At 74.5% G+C, this 17,306-nt stretch carries 6 protein-coding genes and 1 pseudogene; 2 read left to right on the top strand and 5 right to left on the bottom strand.

What is annotated here, in order from left to right; genetic code table 11:
* Positions 1-309: 309 nt before the first annotated feature.
* Positions 310-12,237 (bottom strand): annotated as a pseudogene (locus ACQP2P_RS22420) (SDR family NAD(P)-dependent oxidoreductase); the annotation flags it as partial.
* Positions 12,238-12,439: 202 nt separating this feature from the next.
* On the opposite strand from ACQP2P_RS22420, the gene ACQP2P_RS22415 reads away from it, so the two are divergent.
* Positions 12,440-12,697: a hypothetical protein gene (locus ACQP2P_RS22415; RefSeq protein WP_433618864.1), complete on the top strand. Its 258-nt coding sequence runs from the start codon at positions 12,440-12,442 to the stop codon at positions 12,695-12,697.
* Between the two features lie 55 nt (positions 12,698-12,752).
* Here the strand turns inward: ACQP2P_RS22415 and ACQP2P_RS22410 are convergent, their stop codons facing one another.
* Both ACQP2P_RS22410 and ACQP2P_RS22405 read right to left on the bottom strand, forming a co-directional pair.
* On the bottom strand, positions 12,753-13,451 hold the full coding sequence (locus ACQP2P_RS22410; protein WP_433618862.1) for a hypothetical protein: 699 nt from the start codon (positions 13,449-13,451) through the stop codon (positions 12,753-12,755).
* A complete protein-coding gene (locus ACQP2P_RS22405) occupies positions 13,448-13,882 on the bottom strand; it encodes a hypothetical protein (protein ID WP_433618860.1) in 435 nt (144 codons plus the stop codon). The genes ACQP2P_RS22410 and ACQP2P_RS22405 overlap by 4 nt, the downstream gene beginning before the upstream one ends.
* 101 nt (positions 13,883-13,983) lie before the next feature.
* On the opposite strand from ACQP2P_RS22405, the gene ACQP2P_RS22400 reads away from it, so the two are divergent.
* On the top strand, positions 13,984-14,745 hold the full coding sequence (locus ACQP2P_RS22400) for a thioesterase II family protein (protein WP_433618858.1): 762 nt from the start codon (positions 13,984-13,986) through the stop codon (positions 14,743-14,745).
* Between the two features lie 46 nt (positions 14,746-14,791).
* Here ACQP2P_RS22400 and ACQP2P_RS22395 read toward each other — a convergent pair whose 3' ends face one another.
* Entirely contained in the window at positions 14,792-15,682 is an 891-nt protein-coding gene (locus ACQP2P_RS22395; protein WP_433618857.1) for an SAM-dependent methyltransferase, read from the bottom strand.
* 29 nt (positions 15,683-15,711) lie between these two features.
* Positions 15,712-17,289: a bifunctional 3-(3-hydroxy-phenyl)propionate/3-hydroxycinnamic acid hydroxylase gene (locus tag ACQP2P_RS22390; protein WP_433618855.1), complete on the bottom strand. Its 1,578-nt coding sequence runs from the start codon at positions 17,287-17,289 to the stop codon at positions 15,712-15,714.
* Positions 17,290-17,306: the final 17 nt, after the last annotated feature.

Raw genomic sequence — 17,306 nt, 5'->3', positions numbered from 1 at the left:
GAAGCGGCGTCAGGACTTGCCGAACTCGCGCTGGATGAGGTCGAGAATCTCGTCGGCGCTGGCCGATTCCAGGGCCACGGAGGCGTCGGCTTCGGGGGCCGGCGCGGGCACGGCCGCGAGGGTGCTGAGCCGCCGCACCAGCTCGGCGTCGTCCCGCGCGTCGAGCGGCTGCCGGGCCAGCATCCGCTCCAGCTGGGCGATCGCCTCGGCCACGGTTCTGGGCCCGGTGTCGGCCACGAGCTGCGTGCCGAGGTGCCGGGCGAGGTCGGCCGGCGTCGGATAGTCGAAGACCAGGGTCGTCGGCAGCCGAAGGCCCGTCCTCGCCTTCATACGATCCCGCATCTGTACCGCCAGCAGCGAGTCGAACCCCAGCTCCGTGAACCCGCGCCGAGGCTTGACGGCCTCGGCCGTGGCGTGGCCGAGCACTCGCGCGGCCTCGTCGCGCACCAGCTCGAGCAGCATCCGCTCCTGGTCGCCCGCGTTCGCCTCGGCCAGCCGCCCGCGCAGCTCGGCCGACGGGTCCGGGCCCGCGGCGGCCGGTCGCTCCTGCGGCGCCTCGGCGAACGCGGCGAACAGCGTGCTGCCGCGCCGGCTGGTGAAGGTCGGCAGGAACCGCCCCCAGTCGACGTCGGCGACGATGGCGTCCCGGTCGGGCGCGGTGGCGGCGAGCGCGGCGATGGCGAGGTCCGGGTCCATGGCCGGCAGTCCGCGCAGCCGCAGCGCGTCCTCGTCCGCCATGCCGCCGTCGGCCCACGGGCCCCAGGCGATCGCGGAGGCGGCGAGGCCGCGGGACCGGCGGTGGGCGGCGAGGGCGTCGAGGTGGGCGTTGGCCGCGGCGTAGGCGGCCTGCCCGCCGCTGCCCCAGATCCCGGCGATGGAGGAGAACAGCACGAACGCGGAGACGTCCCCGAAGACGGCGTCGAGGTTCGTCGCCCCGTCGACCTTGGCCCGCATGACCCGCTCGACCTCGTCGGCGGTCATCTCGGCCAGCGGCGTGCCCTGCCCGACCCCGGCCGCGTGCACGACGACGCGAACCGGCGCCCCGAGGTCCTCGTAGCGGGACCGCAGCGCCGCCAGCGCGTCGCGGTCGGTCACGTCGAGCGCGACGACCTCGACCGGAACGCCCAGGTCCTCGGCGACGGAGCCGCCGCGCCGGCTGGCGAGCACGATCCGGGACGCCCCCGACCGCGCGGCCCACCGCGCCACCCGCATCCCGAGCGAGCCGGTCCCGCCGGTGATGAGCACGGTGCCGTCGGGCGCCCATTCGCGGTCGTCCTCGGCGCGGACGACCCGCCGCGCGTAGACCCCGGAGGGCCGGATCGCGATCTGGTCCTCCCCGGACGGCAGCACCAGCGCGGCTCCCTCGGCGACGTCGACGAGGCCGCCCCACAGCTGCGGGTGTTCGAGCGCGACGACCCGCCCGGCGCCCCACAGCTGCGCCTGCGCCGGGTCGACCACGTCGCCGGCCTCGACCCGCACCGCGCCCCGGGTCACGCACCAGAGCCGGGCCGACGCGTCGAGCTTCTGCACCAGCTGCACAAGCTCGGCGACGCCGCCCTCGACCACCTCGGCGCCGGGCAGGTCCACGACGTCACCGAGCCCGGGCGGCACCAGCACGACCACACGGCCCGGCGGCGAGGGCCGGACCTCGGCCAGCGGCTCCCACGCGACCCGGTACCGCCACTGCGGCCCGTCGCCGGCGGGCTCCTTGAGCCAGTAGTGCCGGTGCTGGAACGCGTAGGTCGGCAGCGGCACGACCTTCCCACCGCGGTGGTAGGCCGCGAAGTCGATCCCGGTCCCGCGAACGTGCGCCTGCGCAAGCCCCTGCAGCAACGCGCGGGGCTCGGCCTGACCGGACCGCAGCAACGGAATGAACGCGGCATCCTCGACACAATCCGGCCCCAACGCGCTCAACGCACCACCGGGCCCGACTTCGAGGAACGTCCGCACCCCCTGCCCATGCAGGAACTGGAGGGTCGGGTGGAACCGCACGGTTGCCAGGACGTGCCGCACCCAGTAGTCGGCGTCGAACTCGGTCATGAGTTCACCGGTCACGTTCGACACGATCGGAATCCGGGCCGGCCGCCACTCCACAGAGCGCAACACCTCGCCGAACGCAGCGGTCATCGGCTCCATCAACGGCGAATGGAACGCGTGCGACACCCGCAACCGGGTCGTGCGCACCCCCGGAAACACCAGCGCGTCCAACACCTCAACCGGGCCGGACAACACCACCGACGACGGCCCATTGACCGCCGCCACGCAGACACCGTCCGGCACCACATCCAACGGCGCCCCGACCGCGAGCATCCCGCCACCCGCCGGCAACTCCCCCATCAACCGGCCCCGAGCCTCAACAACCCTCACCGCATCCGCGAGACTCAACACCCCGGCGCAGTAGGCGGCCGACAACTCACCGACCGAATGACCCGCCAGGAAATCCGGCTGCAAACCCCACTCGCGCAACTGCTCAAACAGCGCGACCTCGATCGCGAATAGGGCCGCCTGCGCATTCCGCGTGTCATCCACCGAACCCGAAGGCTCCGGCAGCAGCGCACGGACCTCCTCGTACACCTCCCGGAACCGCGGATAGACCGCGGACAGCTCCTCACCCATCCCAGCCCGCTGCGAACCCTGACCCGGGAACAACACCGCCGTCCCACCCGGCACCACCGAACCCCGCACCGCCAGCTCACCATCCAGCAGCACACCACGATGCTCGAAACCCGTCCGCGTCGACGCCAGCGAAAACCCGATATCCACCGGCGAACCCGGCCAACCCGACAACCGAGCCGCCTGCACCCCAACCCCCGCCTCAGACCGGCTCGACACCACCCACGCCACCGGCACACCGGACTCCGTCGACACCTCCGACGCCTCGACACCCTCCAAAATCACGTGCGCATTCGTGCCACTGATCCCGAACGACGACACCGCCGCCCGGCGGGGACGATCCGCCACCGGCCACGGCCGGGCCTCCGTGGCCAGCGCCACCGCACCCGCCGACCAGTCCACCTGCGGCGTCGGCTCGTCCGCGTGCAGGGTGCGCGGGATCAGGCCGTGCCGCATGGCGAGCACCATCTTGATGACACCGGTCACGCCCGCCGCAGCCTGGGTGTGGCCCAGGTTCGACTTGACCGAGCCGAGCCACAGCGGGCGGTCGCCGGGGCGGCCCCGGCCGTAGGTGGCGAGCAGGGCCTGGGCCTCGATCGGGTCGCCGAGCCGCGTCCCGGTGCCGTGGCCCTCGACCACGTCCACGTCCGGCGGGTTCAGGCCGGCGTTGGCGAGGGCCGCGCGGATGACCCGCTGCTGGGCCGGGCCGTTCGGGGCGGTGAGCCCGTTCGACGCGCCGTCCTGGTTCACGGCCGAGCCCGCGAGCACGGCGAGGATCCGGTGGCCGAGCCGTTCGGCGTCCGAGCGGCGCTCCACGAGCAGCACGCCGACGCCCTCGGACCAGCCGGTGCCGTCGGCGCCGGAGCCGAAGGACTTGCAGCGGCCGTCGGGGGCGAGGCCGCCCTGCTGGCTGAACTCGACGAAGGTGTTCGCCGTGGCCATGACCGTCACGCCGCCGACGAGGGCCGCGTCGCACTCGCCGGAGCGCAGCGCCTGCGCGGCCAGGTGCAGGGCGACGAGCGACGACGAGCAGGCGGTGTCGATCGTGAGGGCCGGGCCTTCGAGGCCGAGCGCGTACGCCACCCGCCCCGACAGCACGCTCGTGGCGTTGCCGGTGAGCAGGTGGCCGCCGACGCCGTCGACCGCGCCGAAGGAGCCGGAGGCGTAGCCCTGCCCGGACGCCCCGACGAAGACCCCGGCCCGGCTGCCGCGCAGCGATCCCGGCGCGATTCCGGCGTGCTCGACCGCCTCCCAGGCCGCCTCGAGCAGCTGCCGCTGCTGCGGGTCCATGGCGAGGGCCTCGCGCGGGCTGATCCCGAAGAACTCGGCGTCGAAGCCGGCGGCGTCGGGCAGGAATCCGCCCGCCCGGGCGAAGGAGGCGCCGGTGCCGCGGCCCCAGCCGCGGTCGTCCGGGAAGCCGGTGATGCCGTCGCGCCCGTCGAGCAGCAGCTGCCACAGCTCGTCGGGCGACCGGACCCCGCCGGGCAGCCGGCAGCTCATGCCGACGATGACGATCGGGTCGTCGCCGGCCGGGCCGGTGGCGACCGGCGCGATCTCGTCGGCCGGGGAGCCGGTCAGCTCGCGTCCGAGGTGGTCGGCGAGGGCCTGCGGGTTCGGGTAGTCGAAGACCAGCGAGGACGGCAGCCGCAGCCCGGTGTGCCGGGCGATGGCGTCGCGGAGCTCGATCGCGGTCAGCGAGTCGAACCCGAGCTCCTTGAACGCCCGTCCGGCCGCGATCCCGTCCACGCCGTCGTGGCCCAGCACGGCGGCCGCCTGGGTCCGGACCAGCTCGACGAGGTCGGCGGGCGGGACGGGGCGGGCCGGCGGGGCGACCGTCGCGGCGGCCGGCGTATCGGGGGCGAAGGCGGCGAGGAGGGGGCTGGGCCGCCGCGCGGTGAACGCCGGCAGGAACCGCCCCCAGTCGACGTTGAGGATGATCGCGTCGCGGTCCGGCGGGGTGGCGGCGAGCGCGGCGATGGCGGTCTCGGGGTCCAGCGCGGCCAGCCCGAGCCGGCCCAGCTGCTCCTCCAGGGCGCCGGCGGCCATGCCGCCCTGGCCCCACGGGCCCCAGGCGATCGCGGAGGCGGCGAGGCCGCGGGACCGGCGGTGGGCGGCGAGGGCGTCGAGGTGGGCGTTGGCCGCGGCGTAGGCGCCCTGCCCGCCGCTGCCCCAGATCCCGGCGATGGAGGAGAACAGCACGAACGCGGAGACGTCGCCGAACACGGCGTCGAGGTGATCCGCGCCGAGGACCTTGGCCCGCATGACGCTGTCGATCTCGTCGGCGGTCATCGCGGCCAGCGGCGTGCCCTGCCCGGCTCCGGCCGCGTGTACGACGACGCGAACCGGCTCGCCGAGGTCTTCGTAGCGGGAGCGCAGCGCCGCGAGCGCGTCGCGGTCGGTCACGTCGAGCGCGACCACGTCGACCGGAATCCCCAGCTCCTCGGCGGCGCCGCCCCGCCGGCTGCTCAGCACGATCCGGGACGCCCCCGACTCGGCGGCCCACCGGGCCACCCGCCGGCCCAGGGCTCCGGTCCCGCCGGTGATGAGCACGGTCCCCTCGGGCGTCCATCGCCCGCCGCTCTGGCCCCGGACCACGCGCCGCGCGTAGACCCCGGAGGGCCGGATCGCGACCTGGTCCTCCCCGGACGGCAGCACCAGCGCGGCTCCCTCGGCGACGTCGACGAGGCCGCCCCACAGCTGCGGGTGTTCGAGCGCGACGACCCGCCCCGCGCCCCACAGCTGCGCCTGCGCCGGGTCGACCACGTCGCCGGCCTCGGCCCGCACCGCGCCCCGGGTCACGCACCAGAGCCGGGCCGACGCGTCGAGCTTCTGCACCAGCTGCACAAGCTCGGCGACGCCGCCCTCGACCACCTCGGCGCCGGGCAGGTCCACGACGTGACGCAGCCCCGGCGGCACGAACACGACCGCGCGCTGGGACCCGTCCGCGCGCAGGTCGGCCAGGAGCTCCCAGGCGACCTCGTACCGGCGGCGCTCGGGCGTGACGGTCGGCAACCAGTACCGCTTGTGCTGGAACGCATAGGTCGGCACCGGCACGGCAGCCCCGCGGTGGTAGGCCGCGAAGTCGATCCCGGTCCCGCGAACGTGCGCCTGCGCGAGCCCCTGCAGCAGCGCGCGGGGCTCAGGCTGACCGGACCGCAGCAACGGAATGAACGCGGCATCCTCGACACAATCCGGCCCCAACGCACTGAGCGCGCCACCGGGCCCGACTTCGAGGAACGTCCGCACCCCCTGCCCATGCAGGAACCGCAGCGTCGGGTAGAACTGCACCGTCGCCAGGACATGCCGCACCCAGTAGTCCGCGTCGAACTCGGTCATGAGTTCACCGGTCACGTTCGACACGATCGGAATCCGGGCCGGCCGCCACTCCACAGAGCGCAACACCTCGCCGAACGCAGCGGTCATCGGCTCCATCAACGGCGAGTGGAACGCGTGCGACACCCGCAACCGGGTCGTGCGCACACCCGGAAACACCAGCGCGTCCAACACCTCAACCGGTCCAGACAACACCACCGACGACGGCCCATTCACTGCCGCCACCGACACACCGTCCGGCACCACATCCAACGCCGCCCCGACGGCCAGCATCCCGCCACCCGCCGGCAACTCCCCCATCAACCGCCCGCGAGCCTCCACCACCTTCACCGCATCCGCGAGGCTCAACACGCCGGCGCAGTAGGCCGCCGAGAGCTCACCGACCGAATGACCGGCCAGGAAATCCGGCTTGAGACCCCACTCGCGCAACTGCTCAAACAGGGCGACCTCGATGGCGAACAGGGCCGCCTGCGCGTTCCGAGTGTCGTCCACCGAACCCGAAGGCTCCGGCAGCAGGGCACGGACCTCCTCGTACACCTCCCGGAACCGCGGATAGACCGCGGACAGCTCCTCACCCATCCCGGCCCGCTGCGAACCCTGACCCGGGAACAACACCGCCGTCCCACCCTGGACCACCGACCCGCGCACCGCCAGCTCACCATCCAGCAGCACACCACGATGCTCGAAACCCGTCCGCGTCGACGCCAGCGAAAATCCGATATCCACCGGCGAACCCGGCCAACCCGACAACCGAGCCGCCTGCGCCCCAACCCCCGCCTCAGACCGGCTCGACACCACCCACGCCGCCGGCACACCGGACTCCGTCGACACCTCCGACGCCTCGACACCCTCCAAAATCACGTGCGCATTCGTGCCACTGATCCCGAACGACGACACGCCCGCGCGGCGGGGACGGTCGGCCACCGGCCACGGCCGGGCCTCGGAGACCAGCGCCACCGCACCGGCCGACCAGTCGACGTGCGACGACGGCTCGTCCACGTGCAGGGTCCGCGGGACGAGCCCGTGCCGCATCGCGAGCACCATCTTGATCACACCCGCGACGCCCGCGGCCGCCTGCGTGTGCCCGAGGTTCGACTTGATCGAGCCGAGCAGCACCGGCGCCGGACGGTCCTGGCCGTAGGTCGCCAGTAACGCCTGCACCTCGATCGGATCCCCGAGCCGCGTACCGGTCCCGTGCCCCTCCACCACGTCCACATCAGACGGCTCCAGCCCCGCGCTCGCCAGAGCCGCCCGGATCACCCGCTGCTGCGACGGGCCGTTCGGAGCCGTCAGCCCGTTCGACGCGCCGTCCTGGTTCACCGCCGAGCCCGCGACCACCGCGAGGACCCGGTGGCCGAGGCGCCGGGCATCCGCCAGGCGCTCGACGACGAGCACGCCGACGCCCTCGCCCCAGCCGGTGCCGTCGGCGGCGTCGGCGTACGCCTTGCACCGCCCGTCCCCGGCCAGCCCGCGCTGGAGGCTGAACTCGATGAAGGCGCCCGGCGTCGTCATGACCGTCACGCCCCCGGCGAGCGCCAGGTCGCACTCGCCGTTGCGCAGCGCCTGCGCGGCGAGGTGGAGGGCGACCAGCGACGAGGAGCAGGCGGTGTCGACGGTGACGGCCGGGCCCTCGAGGCCGAGCGCGTAGGAGACGCGGCCGGAGAGCACGCTGGCGGAGGTGCCGGTGGCGCCGTAGCCGCCGGTGACGTCGCGGGCGAAGAGCTCGCCGACGCCGTAGTCCTGGCCGTTGGTGCCGGCGAACACGCCGACGGCGGTGCCGCGCAGCGCGGCCGGGTCGATGCCGGCCCGCTCGATCGCCTCCCACGAGGCCTCCAGCAGGAGCCGCTGCTGCGGGTCCATCGAGGTGGCCTCGCGCGGGCTGATGCCGAAGAACTCGGCGTCGAAGCCGTCGGCGTCGTGCAGGAACCCGCCGTGCTGCGTCGCGCTCTGCCCGTCCCGGAGGCGTTCGAGGTCCCAGCCGCGGTTGGTGGGGAAGCCGGTCAGCGCGTCGGCGCCGGCCTCCAGCAGCGTCCACAGGTCTTCCGGCGACCGGACGCCGCCGGGGAACCGGCAGCTCATGGCGACGATGGCGATCTCGTCGCCGGGTCGGCCGCCCGGTCCGGCGGCCGCGGGTCGGTCCGCCCCGTCCGGCCGCAGCCGGGCGAGCAGGTGTTCGGCGAGCGCGCGGGGGGTCGGGTAGTCGAACGCGAGGGTGGTGGGCAGCGTGAGCCCGGTGGCGGCCGCGAGCCGGTTGCGCAGCTCGATCGCGCTGACCGAGGTGAAGCCGAGGTCCTGGAAGGCACGGTCGGCGGCGACCGCGGCGGCGGAGGCGTGCCCGAGGGCGGCCGCCACCTCGGCGCGGACGAGATCGTGGACGGCGCGCGGGTCGCGGGTTGCGCTGCGAGGGGCCGGCGGCTCGGGCCGCGCGGCGCGAACGGCCGGGAGGTCGGCGAGCAGCGGCAGCGACCGGCCGCCCGGCCCCGCCAGGTGCTCCCAGCGCATGTCGGCGACGACCGCGGCCGTGACGCCCTCGTCGAGGGCCCGGCCGAGCGCGTCGAGGGCGAGACCGGGCTCCATCGGGACGGCCGCGCCGGCGAGGGTGGCGCCGTCGGCCAGGCCGCCGCCGCCCCAGAGCCCCCAGGCCACCGACAGCGCGGGCAGGCCGAGGCCGCGGCGGTGGTGGGCGAGCGCGTCGAGGTAGGCGTTGCCGGGGGCGTAGTTGCCCTGCCCGGGGCCGCCGAGGGTGCCGGCCAGCGACGAGAACAGCACGAACGCGTCGAGGTCGGTGGTGAGCTCGTGCAGGTTGCGGGCCGCGGCGGCCTTGGCGTGCAGGGCGCGCTGGAGCTGGTCGGGGCGCAGCGAGCCGACGAGCGCGTCGTCGAGGACGGCGGCGGTGTGGAAGACCGAGGTCGGCGGGTACTGCTCGACGAGCGCCGCCAGGGCCGCACGGTCCCCGGCGTCACAGGCGGCGACGGTGACCCGGCTGCCCAGGCGCTCGAGCTCGGCGACGAGCTCCGCGGCCCCGGGCGCGTCGGCGCCGCGCCGGCTGACCAGCAGCAGGTGTTCGGCGCCGCCGGCGGCCAGCCGGCGGGCGACCCGGGCGCCGAGCGCCCCGGTCCCGCCGGTGATGAGCGCCGTGCCCCGCCACGACCGGCCCGGGCCGCCCGCCCGGGGTGTCGCCGGGGTGAGGCGGCGTGCGTACGTTGCGGAGGCGCGGATCGCGAGCTGGTCCTCGCCGTGCTCGCCGCCGAGCACCCACCGCAGCAGAGCCGGGTCCACCGCCGCGGGGAGGTCCACGAGGCCGCCCCACCGGTCGGGGTGCTCGGCGGCGATGACGCCGCCCAGCCCCCACGCGAGGGCCTGGTCCGGATGTTCGAGCGTGTCGACGGGGACCGCGCAGCGCGTGGCGATCCACAGTGGAGCGTCGATCCCGGCGTCGCCGAGCGCCTGGGCGAGCGCGACGGTCCCGGCGAACCCGGCGGGGACGGCGTCGAAGCCGGCCAGGGGCCGCTCGTCGAACGCCAGCAGCGACAGCACCGTGTCGGGCGGCCCGGCCACCCCGGCGAGCGCCGCCGCCGTCTCCGCGCGGTCGAGGCCGGGGGCCAGCCGCAGCACCTCGGCGTCGGGCAGGACGGTGTCGGCGAGGTCGTGGGGCGCGACGACGAGGACGCGGCGCGGTGCGACGGGCGCGGCGGGCCGGCGGACGGGGCTCCACGTGACGTCGTAGCGCCACCCGTCGGCCCCGCCTCGCGGGCGCGCCGCGGTGCCCGGCCGACCGGCGTTGAGCCAGAACCGCTCGTGCTGGAACGCGTACGTCGGCAGCGCGACGGCCTTCCCGCCGTGATACGCGGCGAAGTCGATCCCGGCGCCGCGAACGTGCGCCTGGGCAAGCCCGTGCAGCAGCGCGCGGGGCTCGGCCTGACCGGACCGCAGCAACGGAATGAACGCCGCATCCTCGACACAGTCCGGCCCCAGCGCACTGAGCGCACCACCAGGCCCGACCTCGAGGAACGTCCGAACCCCCTGGCCGTGCAGGAACTGCAGCGTCGGATAGAACTGCACCGTCGCCAGCACGTGCCGCACCCAGTAGTCCGCGTCGAACTCGGTCATGAGTTCACCGGTCACGTTCGACACGATCGGAATCCGCGCCGGCCGCCACTCCGCCGAACGCAGCACCTCAGCGAACGCAGCCGTCATCGGCTCCATCAACGGCGAATGAAACGCGTGCGACACCCGCAACCGCGTCGTACGCACCCCCGGAAACACCAGCGCGTCCAACACCTCAACCGGGCCGGACAACACCACCGACGACGGCCCATTCACTGCCGCCACCGACACACCGTCCGGCACCACATCCAATGCCGCCCCGACGGCCAGCATCCCGCCACCCGGCGGCAGCTCGCCCATCAACCGGCCGCGAGCCTCCACCACCCGCACCGCATCCGCAAGACTCAACACGCCGGCGCAGTAGGCCGCCGAGAGCTCACCGACCGAATGACCGGCCAGGAAATCCGGCTGCAAACCCCACTCGCGCAACTGCTCAAACAGGGCGACCTCGATGGCGAACAGGCCCGCCTGCGCATTGCGGGTCTCGTCCACCGAACCCGAAGGCTCCGGCAGCAGGGCGCGGATCTCCTCGTACACCTCTCGGAACCGCGGATAGACCGCGGACAGCTCCTCACCCATCCCGGCCCGCTGCGAACCCTGACCCGGGAACAACACCGCCGTCCCGCCCGGCACCACCGAACCCCGCACCGCCAGCTCGCCGTCGAGCAGGACGCCCCGATGCTCCAGGCTCGAACGCGTCGCGGCCAGCGAATAGCCGATGTCCACCGGCGAACCCGGCCAACCCGCCAGCCGGGCCGCCTGCGCCGCCACGCCCGCCTCGGACCGGCTCGACACGACCCACGCCACCGGCGCGGCGCCCTCGGCGGTGGGCTCGACGGGCGCCTCGGCGACGGTCTCCAGGATCACGTGCGCGTTGGTGCCGCTGATCCCGAACGACGACACCCCGGCCCGGCGGGGGCGGTCCCCGTCCGGCCACGGCTGGGCCTCGGTCGCCAGCGCCACCGCGCCCGCCGACCAGTCCACCCGCGGCGACGGCTCGTCGGCGTGGAGGGTCTTCGGCACCAGCCCGTGCCGCATGGCGAGCACCATCTTGATGACCCCGGCGACCCCGGCGGCGGCCTGGGTGTGGCCGAGGTTCGACTTGACCGAGCCGAGCCACAGCGGCCGGTCGCGGTCCTGGCCGTAGGTCGCCAGGATGGCCTGGGCCTCGATCGGGTCGCCGAGCGTGGTGCCGGTGCCGTGGGCCTCGACGGCGTCCACGTCGGACGGGGCGAGACCGGCGCTCGCGAGCGCGGCGCGGATGACGCGCTGCTGGGAGGGGCCGTTCGGAGCCGTCAGACCGTTCGAGGCGCCGTCCTGGTTCACGGCGGAGCCGCGCACGACGGCGAGCACGGGGTGGCCGAGCCGCTGGGCGTCGCGGAGGCGCTCGACGACGAGCACCGCGACGCCCTCGGACCAGCCGGTGCCGTCCGCGGCGGCGCCGAACGACTTGCACCGGCCGTCGGGGGCCAGGCCGCCCTGGGTGCTGAACTCGATGAACGTCGTCGCGGTCGGCATCACCGTCACGCCGCCGACCAGGGCCGCCTCGCACTCGCCGGCGCGCAGGGCCTGGACGGCCAGGTGCAGGGCCACGAGGGAGGACGAGCACGCGGTGTCGACGGTGACGGCGGGGCCTTCGAGGCCGAGGGCGTAGGCGACGCGCCCGGACACGACGCTGCTGGCGGTGCCGGTGCCGAGGAAGCCCTCGACCTCGGCGGGCACGTCGGTGAGGCTGGCGGCGTGGTTGTGGTACATCACCCCCGCGAAGACGCCGACGGGCCGGCCGGCGAGCGAGAGCGGGGCGATACCGGCCCGTTCGAGCGCCTCCCAGCTGCCCTCCAGCAGCAGCCGCTGCTGCGGGTCCATGGCGAGCGCCTCGCGCGGCGAGATCTTGAACAGCGCCGGGTCGAAGTCGCCGGCGTCGTGGAGGAAGCCGCCCTCACGGGTGCGGGAGGTGCCCGGGCGCAGGCCGTGGGGGTCGTACAGCGTGTCGAGGTCCCAGCCCCGGTCGACCGGGAACCCGCAGATCGCGTCGCCGCCCCCGGCGAGCAGGCGCCACAGGTCCTCGGGCGAGCGGACGCCGCCCGGCAGCCGGCAGCTCATGCCGACGATCGCGATGGGCTCGCTGTGCTGCTCCTGCAGTTGCCGCAGCCGCTCGCTCGTCGCGTAGAGGTCGGCCGTGGCCCGCTTGAGATAGTCGCGAAGCTTTTCCTCGTTCGCCATCAGCCACCGCCCACGAACCGACATCGAACCCTCGTGAACGTACGGGCGGCTCGGGAAACCGGACAACCCCTACCGGACGGGACCGGCCCCTAAGCCGTGCGGTTGGGTCACGTGACGCATGCGACCCGAGGCACGGGCGGGGCGATCGGCGAGCTGGGCGGGTGTGGTGCCGCGCCTCCACGCCGCCGGCCACAGCGTGATCGCGGCGCCGAACCCGCTGCGCCGCCTGTCCGGCGACGCCGCCGTCGTCCGGGCGGTTCCGGGCCCGGTCCTGCTCGTCGGGCGCTCCTACGGCGGGGCCGTCATCAGCAACGTCAGCGGCGGCGGCGTGCGCGGCCTGGTCTTCGTCGCCGCGCTCGCGCCGCTCGTGGGCGAGAGCATCGGCGAGGTGATCCTGAGGGCGGCCGCGGCGGTCGGCTGAGGACATAACCGGGGTAGGGCGGCCGCTATCAGGTGCGGGCGGCCGCGCAGCCGCTTCATCGGGGGTCGCGAGCGTTGCGGGCCTTGTGGACCCAGTGCATGACCTGGACCACGACCAGCACGGCGGCGCCGATGACCAGGTCGGAGTCGTGCCACTCGCGGTCCACCGGGAGGTTCACGAGCTCGCGGTAGAGGTACACGGTGACGGCGGCGACGACGGCGAGCCCGGGCAGGTGGAGCAGGGCGGCCCGCAGCCGGCCCCGGCCGGCGATCGCCATCGCGAGCCGCCACAGGAACTCGGCGACGATGACCACGACGATGCCGGCGCACGCGCCGACCACGTAGGCGCTGACCGACTGCGGCACGGAGGGCTCCAGGAGACGGCGGCCGAGCAGGGTGAGGGCGGCACCGGCGCTGGCCGCGATGACGAGCCAGCGGGTGAGGTCCCACGACAGCGGCAGCTGCCGGGCCCGGTCCTGCCGCTTGCGGGGGATGTACGCCCAGGCCTCGCGCTCGAACCAGGTCGCGGCGGCCCAGCCGGCGAGGGCGACGAAGATGCCGACGGGCGGGCCGATGTACCGGTCCTCGGCGACGAACCAGAACACCACCACGAGGCTCGCGACGGTGGCGGGCCCGGCGAGCACCGAGATGAGCCACGACAGGAAGAAGGGCCGGCGGGCCTCCGGCACGTCGAGCGGGTGCACGAGGGGGTGCACGGACTCGTCGGGCAGTGCGACGAGCTCGGGAACGTTCATGGTTGCCTCCACGGCACGGTGTCGATGTACGGGGCGGCCTGGTCGTTGCGGGCGAGGTCGTAGACCTTCTGCCGGGACACGCCGAGCCGGTCGGCCACGGTCACGGCGCTGAGGTCGTCGAGGAGCTGGTTGACGGCAACGGCCCGCACCCGGGCCGCCCGTGAGCTGAGGTGCGCGGCGAACGCGCTGACCTCGGCGGCGAGCAGCGCGACCCCGAGCTGCCCGCCGAACGGCTCGGCCCAGCCCGGCTCCTCGGTGCGGGCGGCGGCGTAGAGGCCGTCGCCGCCGTCGGCGAGGGTGTCGCGCACCTGGGCCGGGGTCAGCCCGCTCGCGACGAAACGGCCGGCCGCCGCCCCGGCCTCGGCCGGGTCGCGGTGCGCCAGGACGCCGCGCCACTCGTCGGGGATGTCAACCCCGGGTTTACGCTTCACACGACCAGCGTGACGCGCACCGGCGCCCGCTGTCAACCCCGGGATGACACGATCGAGAGTAGGGGTTGGGCCGGTGGCGCGGCCGCCCTACGATCGGGCGCATGACGACGCCCCAGCTCGACACCGGCCTGTGGGCGCGGACCTACCACCCGGCGGCCGCGGGATCGCCCCGGCTGGTCTGTCTGCCGCACGCCGGTGGCTCGGCAAGCTTCTACTTCCCGGTCTCGCGCACCCTCGCCCCGGCGATCGAGGTCGTCGCGATCCAGTACCCGGGCCGCCAGGACCGCCGCCTCGAGCCCTGCGTCCCCGACCTGCCCGAGCTGGCCCGGCTGGTGTTCGGAGTCCTCGAGCCCATGACCGACCGCCCGCTGGCCCTGTTCGGGCACAGCATGGGCGCCAGCCTCGCCTTCGAGGTGGCCCGGCTGCTGGAGCAGGAGGCGGGCGTCGTGCCCGTGCGGCTCTACGCGTCCGGCCGGCGCGCCCCGTCGCGGTTGCGGCACGAGACGGTGCACCTGCTCGACGACGCCGGACTGCTCGCGGACGTCAAGCGCCTCAGCGGTACCGATGCCGCCATCCTCGGCGACGAGGAGCTGCTGCGGATGGCGCTGCCCGCGATCCGCAACGACTACAAGGCGGCCGAGACCTACAAGTACGAGCCGGGTCCCCTGCTCACGTGCCCGATCACGGTCTTCACCGGCGCCGACGACCCGAAGACGACCCCGGAAGAGGCCGGCGCGTGGGCCGAGCACACCACCGGCGAGACGGAGCTGAAGGTCTTCCCCGGCGGGCACTTCTTCCTGACCCGGCACCAGGGCGAGATCCTCGGCACCATCCGGCGCCAGGTGACGGGCTCCGCCGCGTGACGCGCCCGGCCGGCTGACGATCGGGTCAGCCGGCCGGCCGGCACGATCACTCGGGCTTGCGGGCCACCGCGATCACGTAGTCGAGCAGGTCCAGCTCCTGGCGCATGACGTCCTGGCCGGACCAGTGCCGCACCACGCCCTTGTGCAGCGCCTTGCCGAGCTGGCGGCGGTACTGCTCGTCGTCGACGCGCCCGGCCATGTACTGCCGCCACGGCTCGTACACCTTCTCGCGGATCGACTCGACGGTCACGTCGGCGAATCCGGCCCCGGTCAGCTCCTTGGCGTAGGTGCTGCCGTCGTGCCAGTTCTCGTCGGGCAGGCTGAACTTCAGGAAGCTCAGCGGCCCCGACTTGAACGCCATCCGCGGGGTGGCGCCGTCGATCGGGATGATGTCGGCGACGGCGAGCACGCCGCCGGGGCGCAGGACGCGGTACGCCTCCCGGAAGAAGGCGCTGCGCGGATGGAAGTGGAACGCCGACTCGAGCGCCACCACCCGGTCGAAGCTCTCCGGCTCGAACGAGGTCGACAGCGCCGAGCCGAGCTGGAAGTCCAGCCGGTCCGCGACGCCCTCGGCCTCGGCCCGCGCCCGGGCCGCCTCGACGTGGTGCGGGGTGATGTTCAGCCCGGTGATCCGGCCGACCTCGCGCTCGCGCAGCCACAGGAAGTCCTGGTCGCCGTAGCCGAAGCCGGCGTCGAGCACCGTGTCGCCGGCGCGCAGCTCCGCGGCCTCGCCGAGCTTGCGGGCCAGGGCCTCGCCGGCCGTGTCGAGCGTGGTGGCGTCGCCGTCCCAGAAGCCGACGTTCATGTAGTGCGTGGAGCGGCCCAGGAACTCGACCTGGGGCTCCTGGATCAGGTAGAAGCGCTGGACGCGTAACTCCGGATCCTTGGTCGCCACGGCCCGCACGGCCCGGCGCAGGATCTTGAGGTTCTCGAACACCGTTGGGGTGCCCCTCTCTCACAAAGGGATCAGTGCGCCGATGAGAGCTGTCGCCGCAGGTCGTCCACGACGTCCGGCAGCCCGTCGGCGTCGGCGGCGCCGAAGATGTGGAAGTCCGGCCGCACGAGCACGCCCGCCGCCGGCATCGCGGCCAGCCACGGCCCGAGCACGTCGTCGAGGTCGGCGACGGTGGCCTCGTCCGCGGCCGCGGAGGCGCCCGGCGGGGCCAGGCGCAGCAGGGTCGCGCCGATGGAGTCGAGGAACGACACCCGCTCCGGGCCCAGCAGGGCGGCCGGGTCGCCGGTGGCGAGCACGACGAAGCCGGGCCCGCTCAGCTCGTCGAAGAGGCCGACCTTGCCGGCGCGGCTCACCCGCGCGATCGGCGTGAGGTGCCCGGCCGTGCCCTCGGGACCGCCGGCGTGCAGCACCCCCTCGGTCAGCGGCTCGACCAGCGTGCGCGACATCCCCTGGACGGCGCCGCGGCGGCGGGCCGCCAGCAGGGTGCCGTCGCGGGTGACGGCCGCGCGGCGGTTGGTCTCGCAGATCACCTTGCCCGACTCCATCGACATCGCGATGGCGTGCTGGACGTGGGCGCGTCGTTCGGACTCGTACGAGTCCAGCAGCTCGACCCCGGACACCCCGCGCAGGATCAGGTCGAGGCGCCAGGTGAGGCTGATCGCGTCGCGGAACCCGGAGCTCATCCCCTGGCCCATGAACGGCGGCATGACGTGGGCCGCGTCGCCGGCCAGCAGCACCCGGCCCCGCCGCCAGCGCTCGGCGTAGCAGGCCTGGGTGGTGTAGACGCCGAAGCGGTCGAGGGTGGCGTTGTGCGGGCCGATGTCGAACAGGCTCAGCAGGCGCCAGGCCGACGCCTCGGTGGCGAAGTCCTCGTAGGACTCGGTGGGCACGCGCATGAACTCCCACCGGCGGTGCCCGGGACCGGCCGAGACCGCGGTGCGGGGCCGGGCCGGGTCGCACACCTGCAGGTTGTTGGGCCTGAACGCGCGGGCCTCGTGCAGCACGACGTCGCAGACGAGCCAGTCGTGGGTGAAGCCGAGATCCTGCTGCGCCGCGTCGATGGCTGCGCGGACGAAGCTGTTGGCGCCGTCGCAGCCGATGACGTACCGGGCCGTGAGCGTCGTGCTCGTGCCGTCCCCGTGGCGGACCTCGGCCTCGACCCGGTCGGCGTGCTCGGTCAGCGCGACGACCTCCTGGCCGCGGCGGACCTCGACCGTCGGCAGCCCCGCGGCCCGCTCGGCCAGCAGCGCCTCGAGCCCGGGCTGGTACACCGACGTCGAGTCGGCCCACCCGAGCCCCTCCCGCTCGGGCACGTCGACGTGCAGCAGCGTCCGGCCGGCGGCGTTCTTGAACGTGTAGTCGCGCGAGGGCTCGGTCACCTCGCCCACCCGGTCGCCGATGCCGGCGGCGGCCAGGATGCGGGCCGCCTCGGCGTCGTAGGAGACGGCCCGCGGCATCGTGTACGGCGTCGGCCACCGCTCCACGACGGTGACCCGCAGGCCCCGCTGGGCGAGCAGGATCGTGAGCACCTGCCCGACCGGGCCGAAGCCGACCACCACCACGTCCAGCAGCGCGTCGTCGTCCCTCATGGTGCCCCCGTTCTCGG

It is taken from the genome of Dactylosporangium sp. CA-139114 (genome assembly GCF_050955725.1).
Lineage (GTDB): Bacteria > Actinomycetota > Actinomycetes > Mycobacteriales > Micromonosporaceae > Dactylosporangium.
Note: the sequence above shows the minus strand (reverse complement) of the source record. Positions and strands in the feature narration are given on the sequence as shown.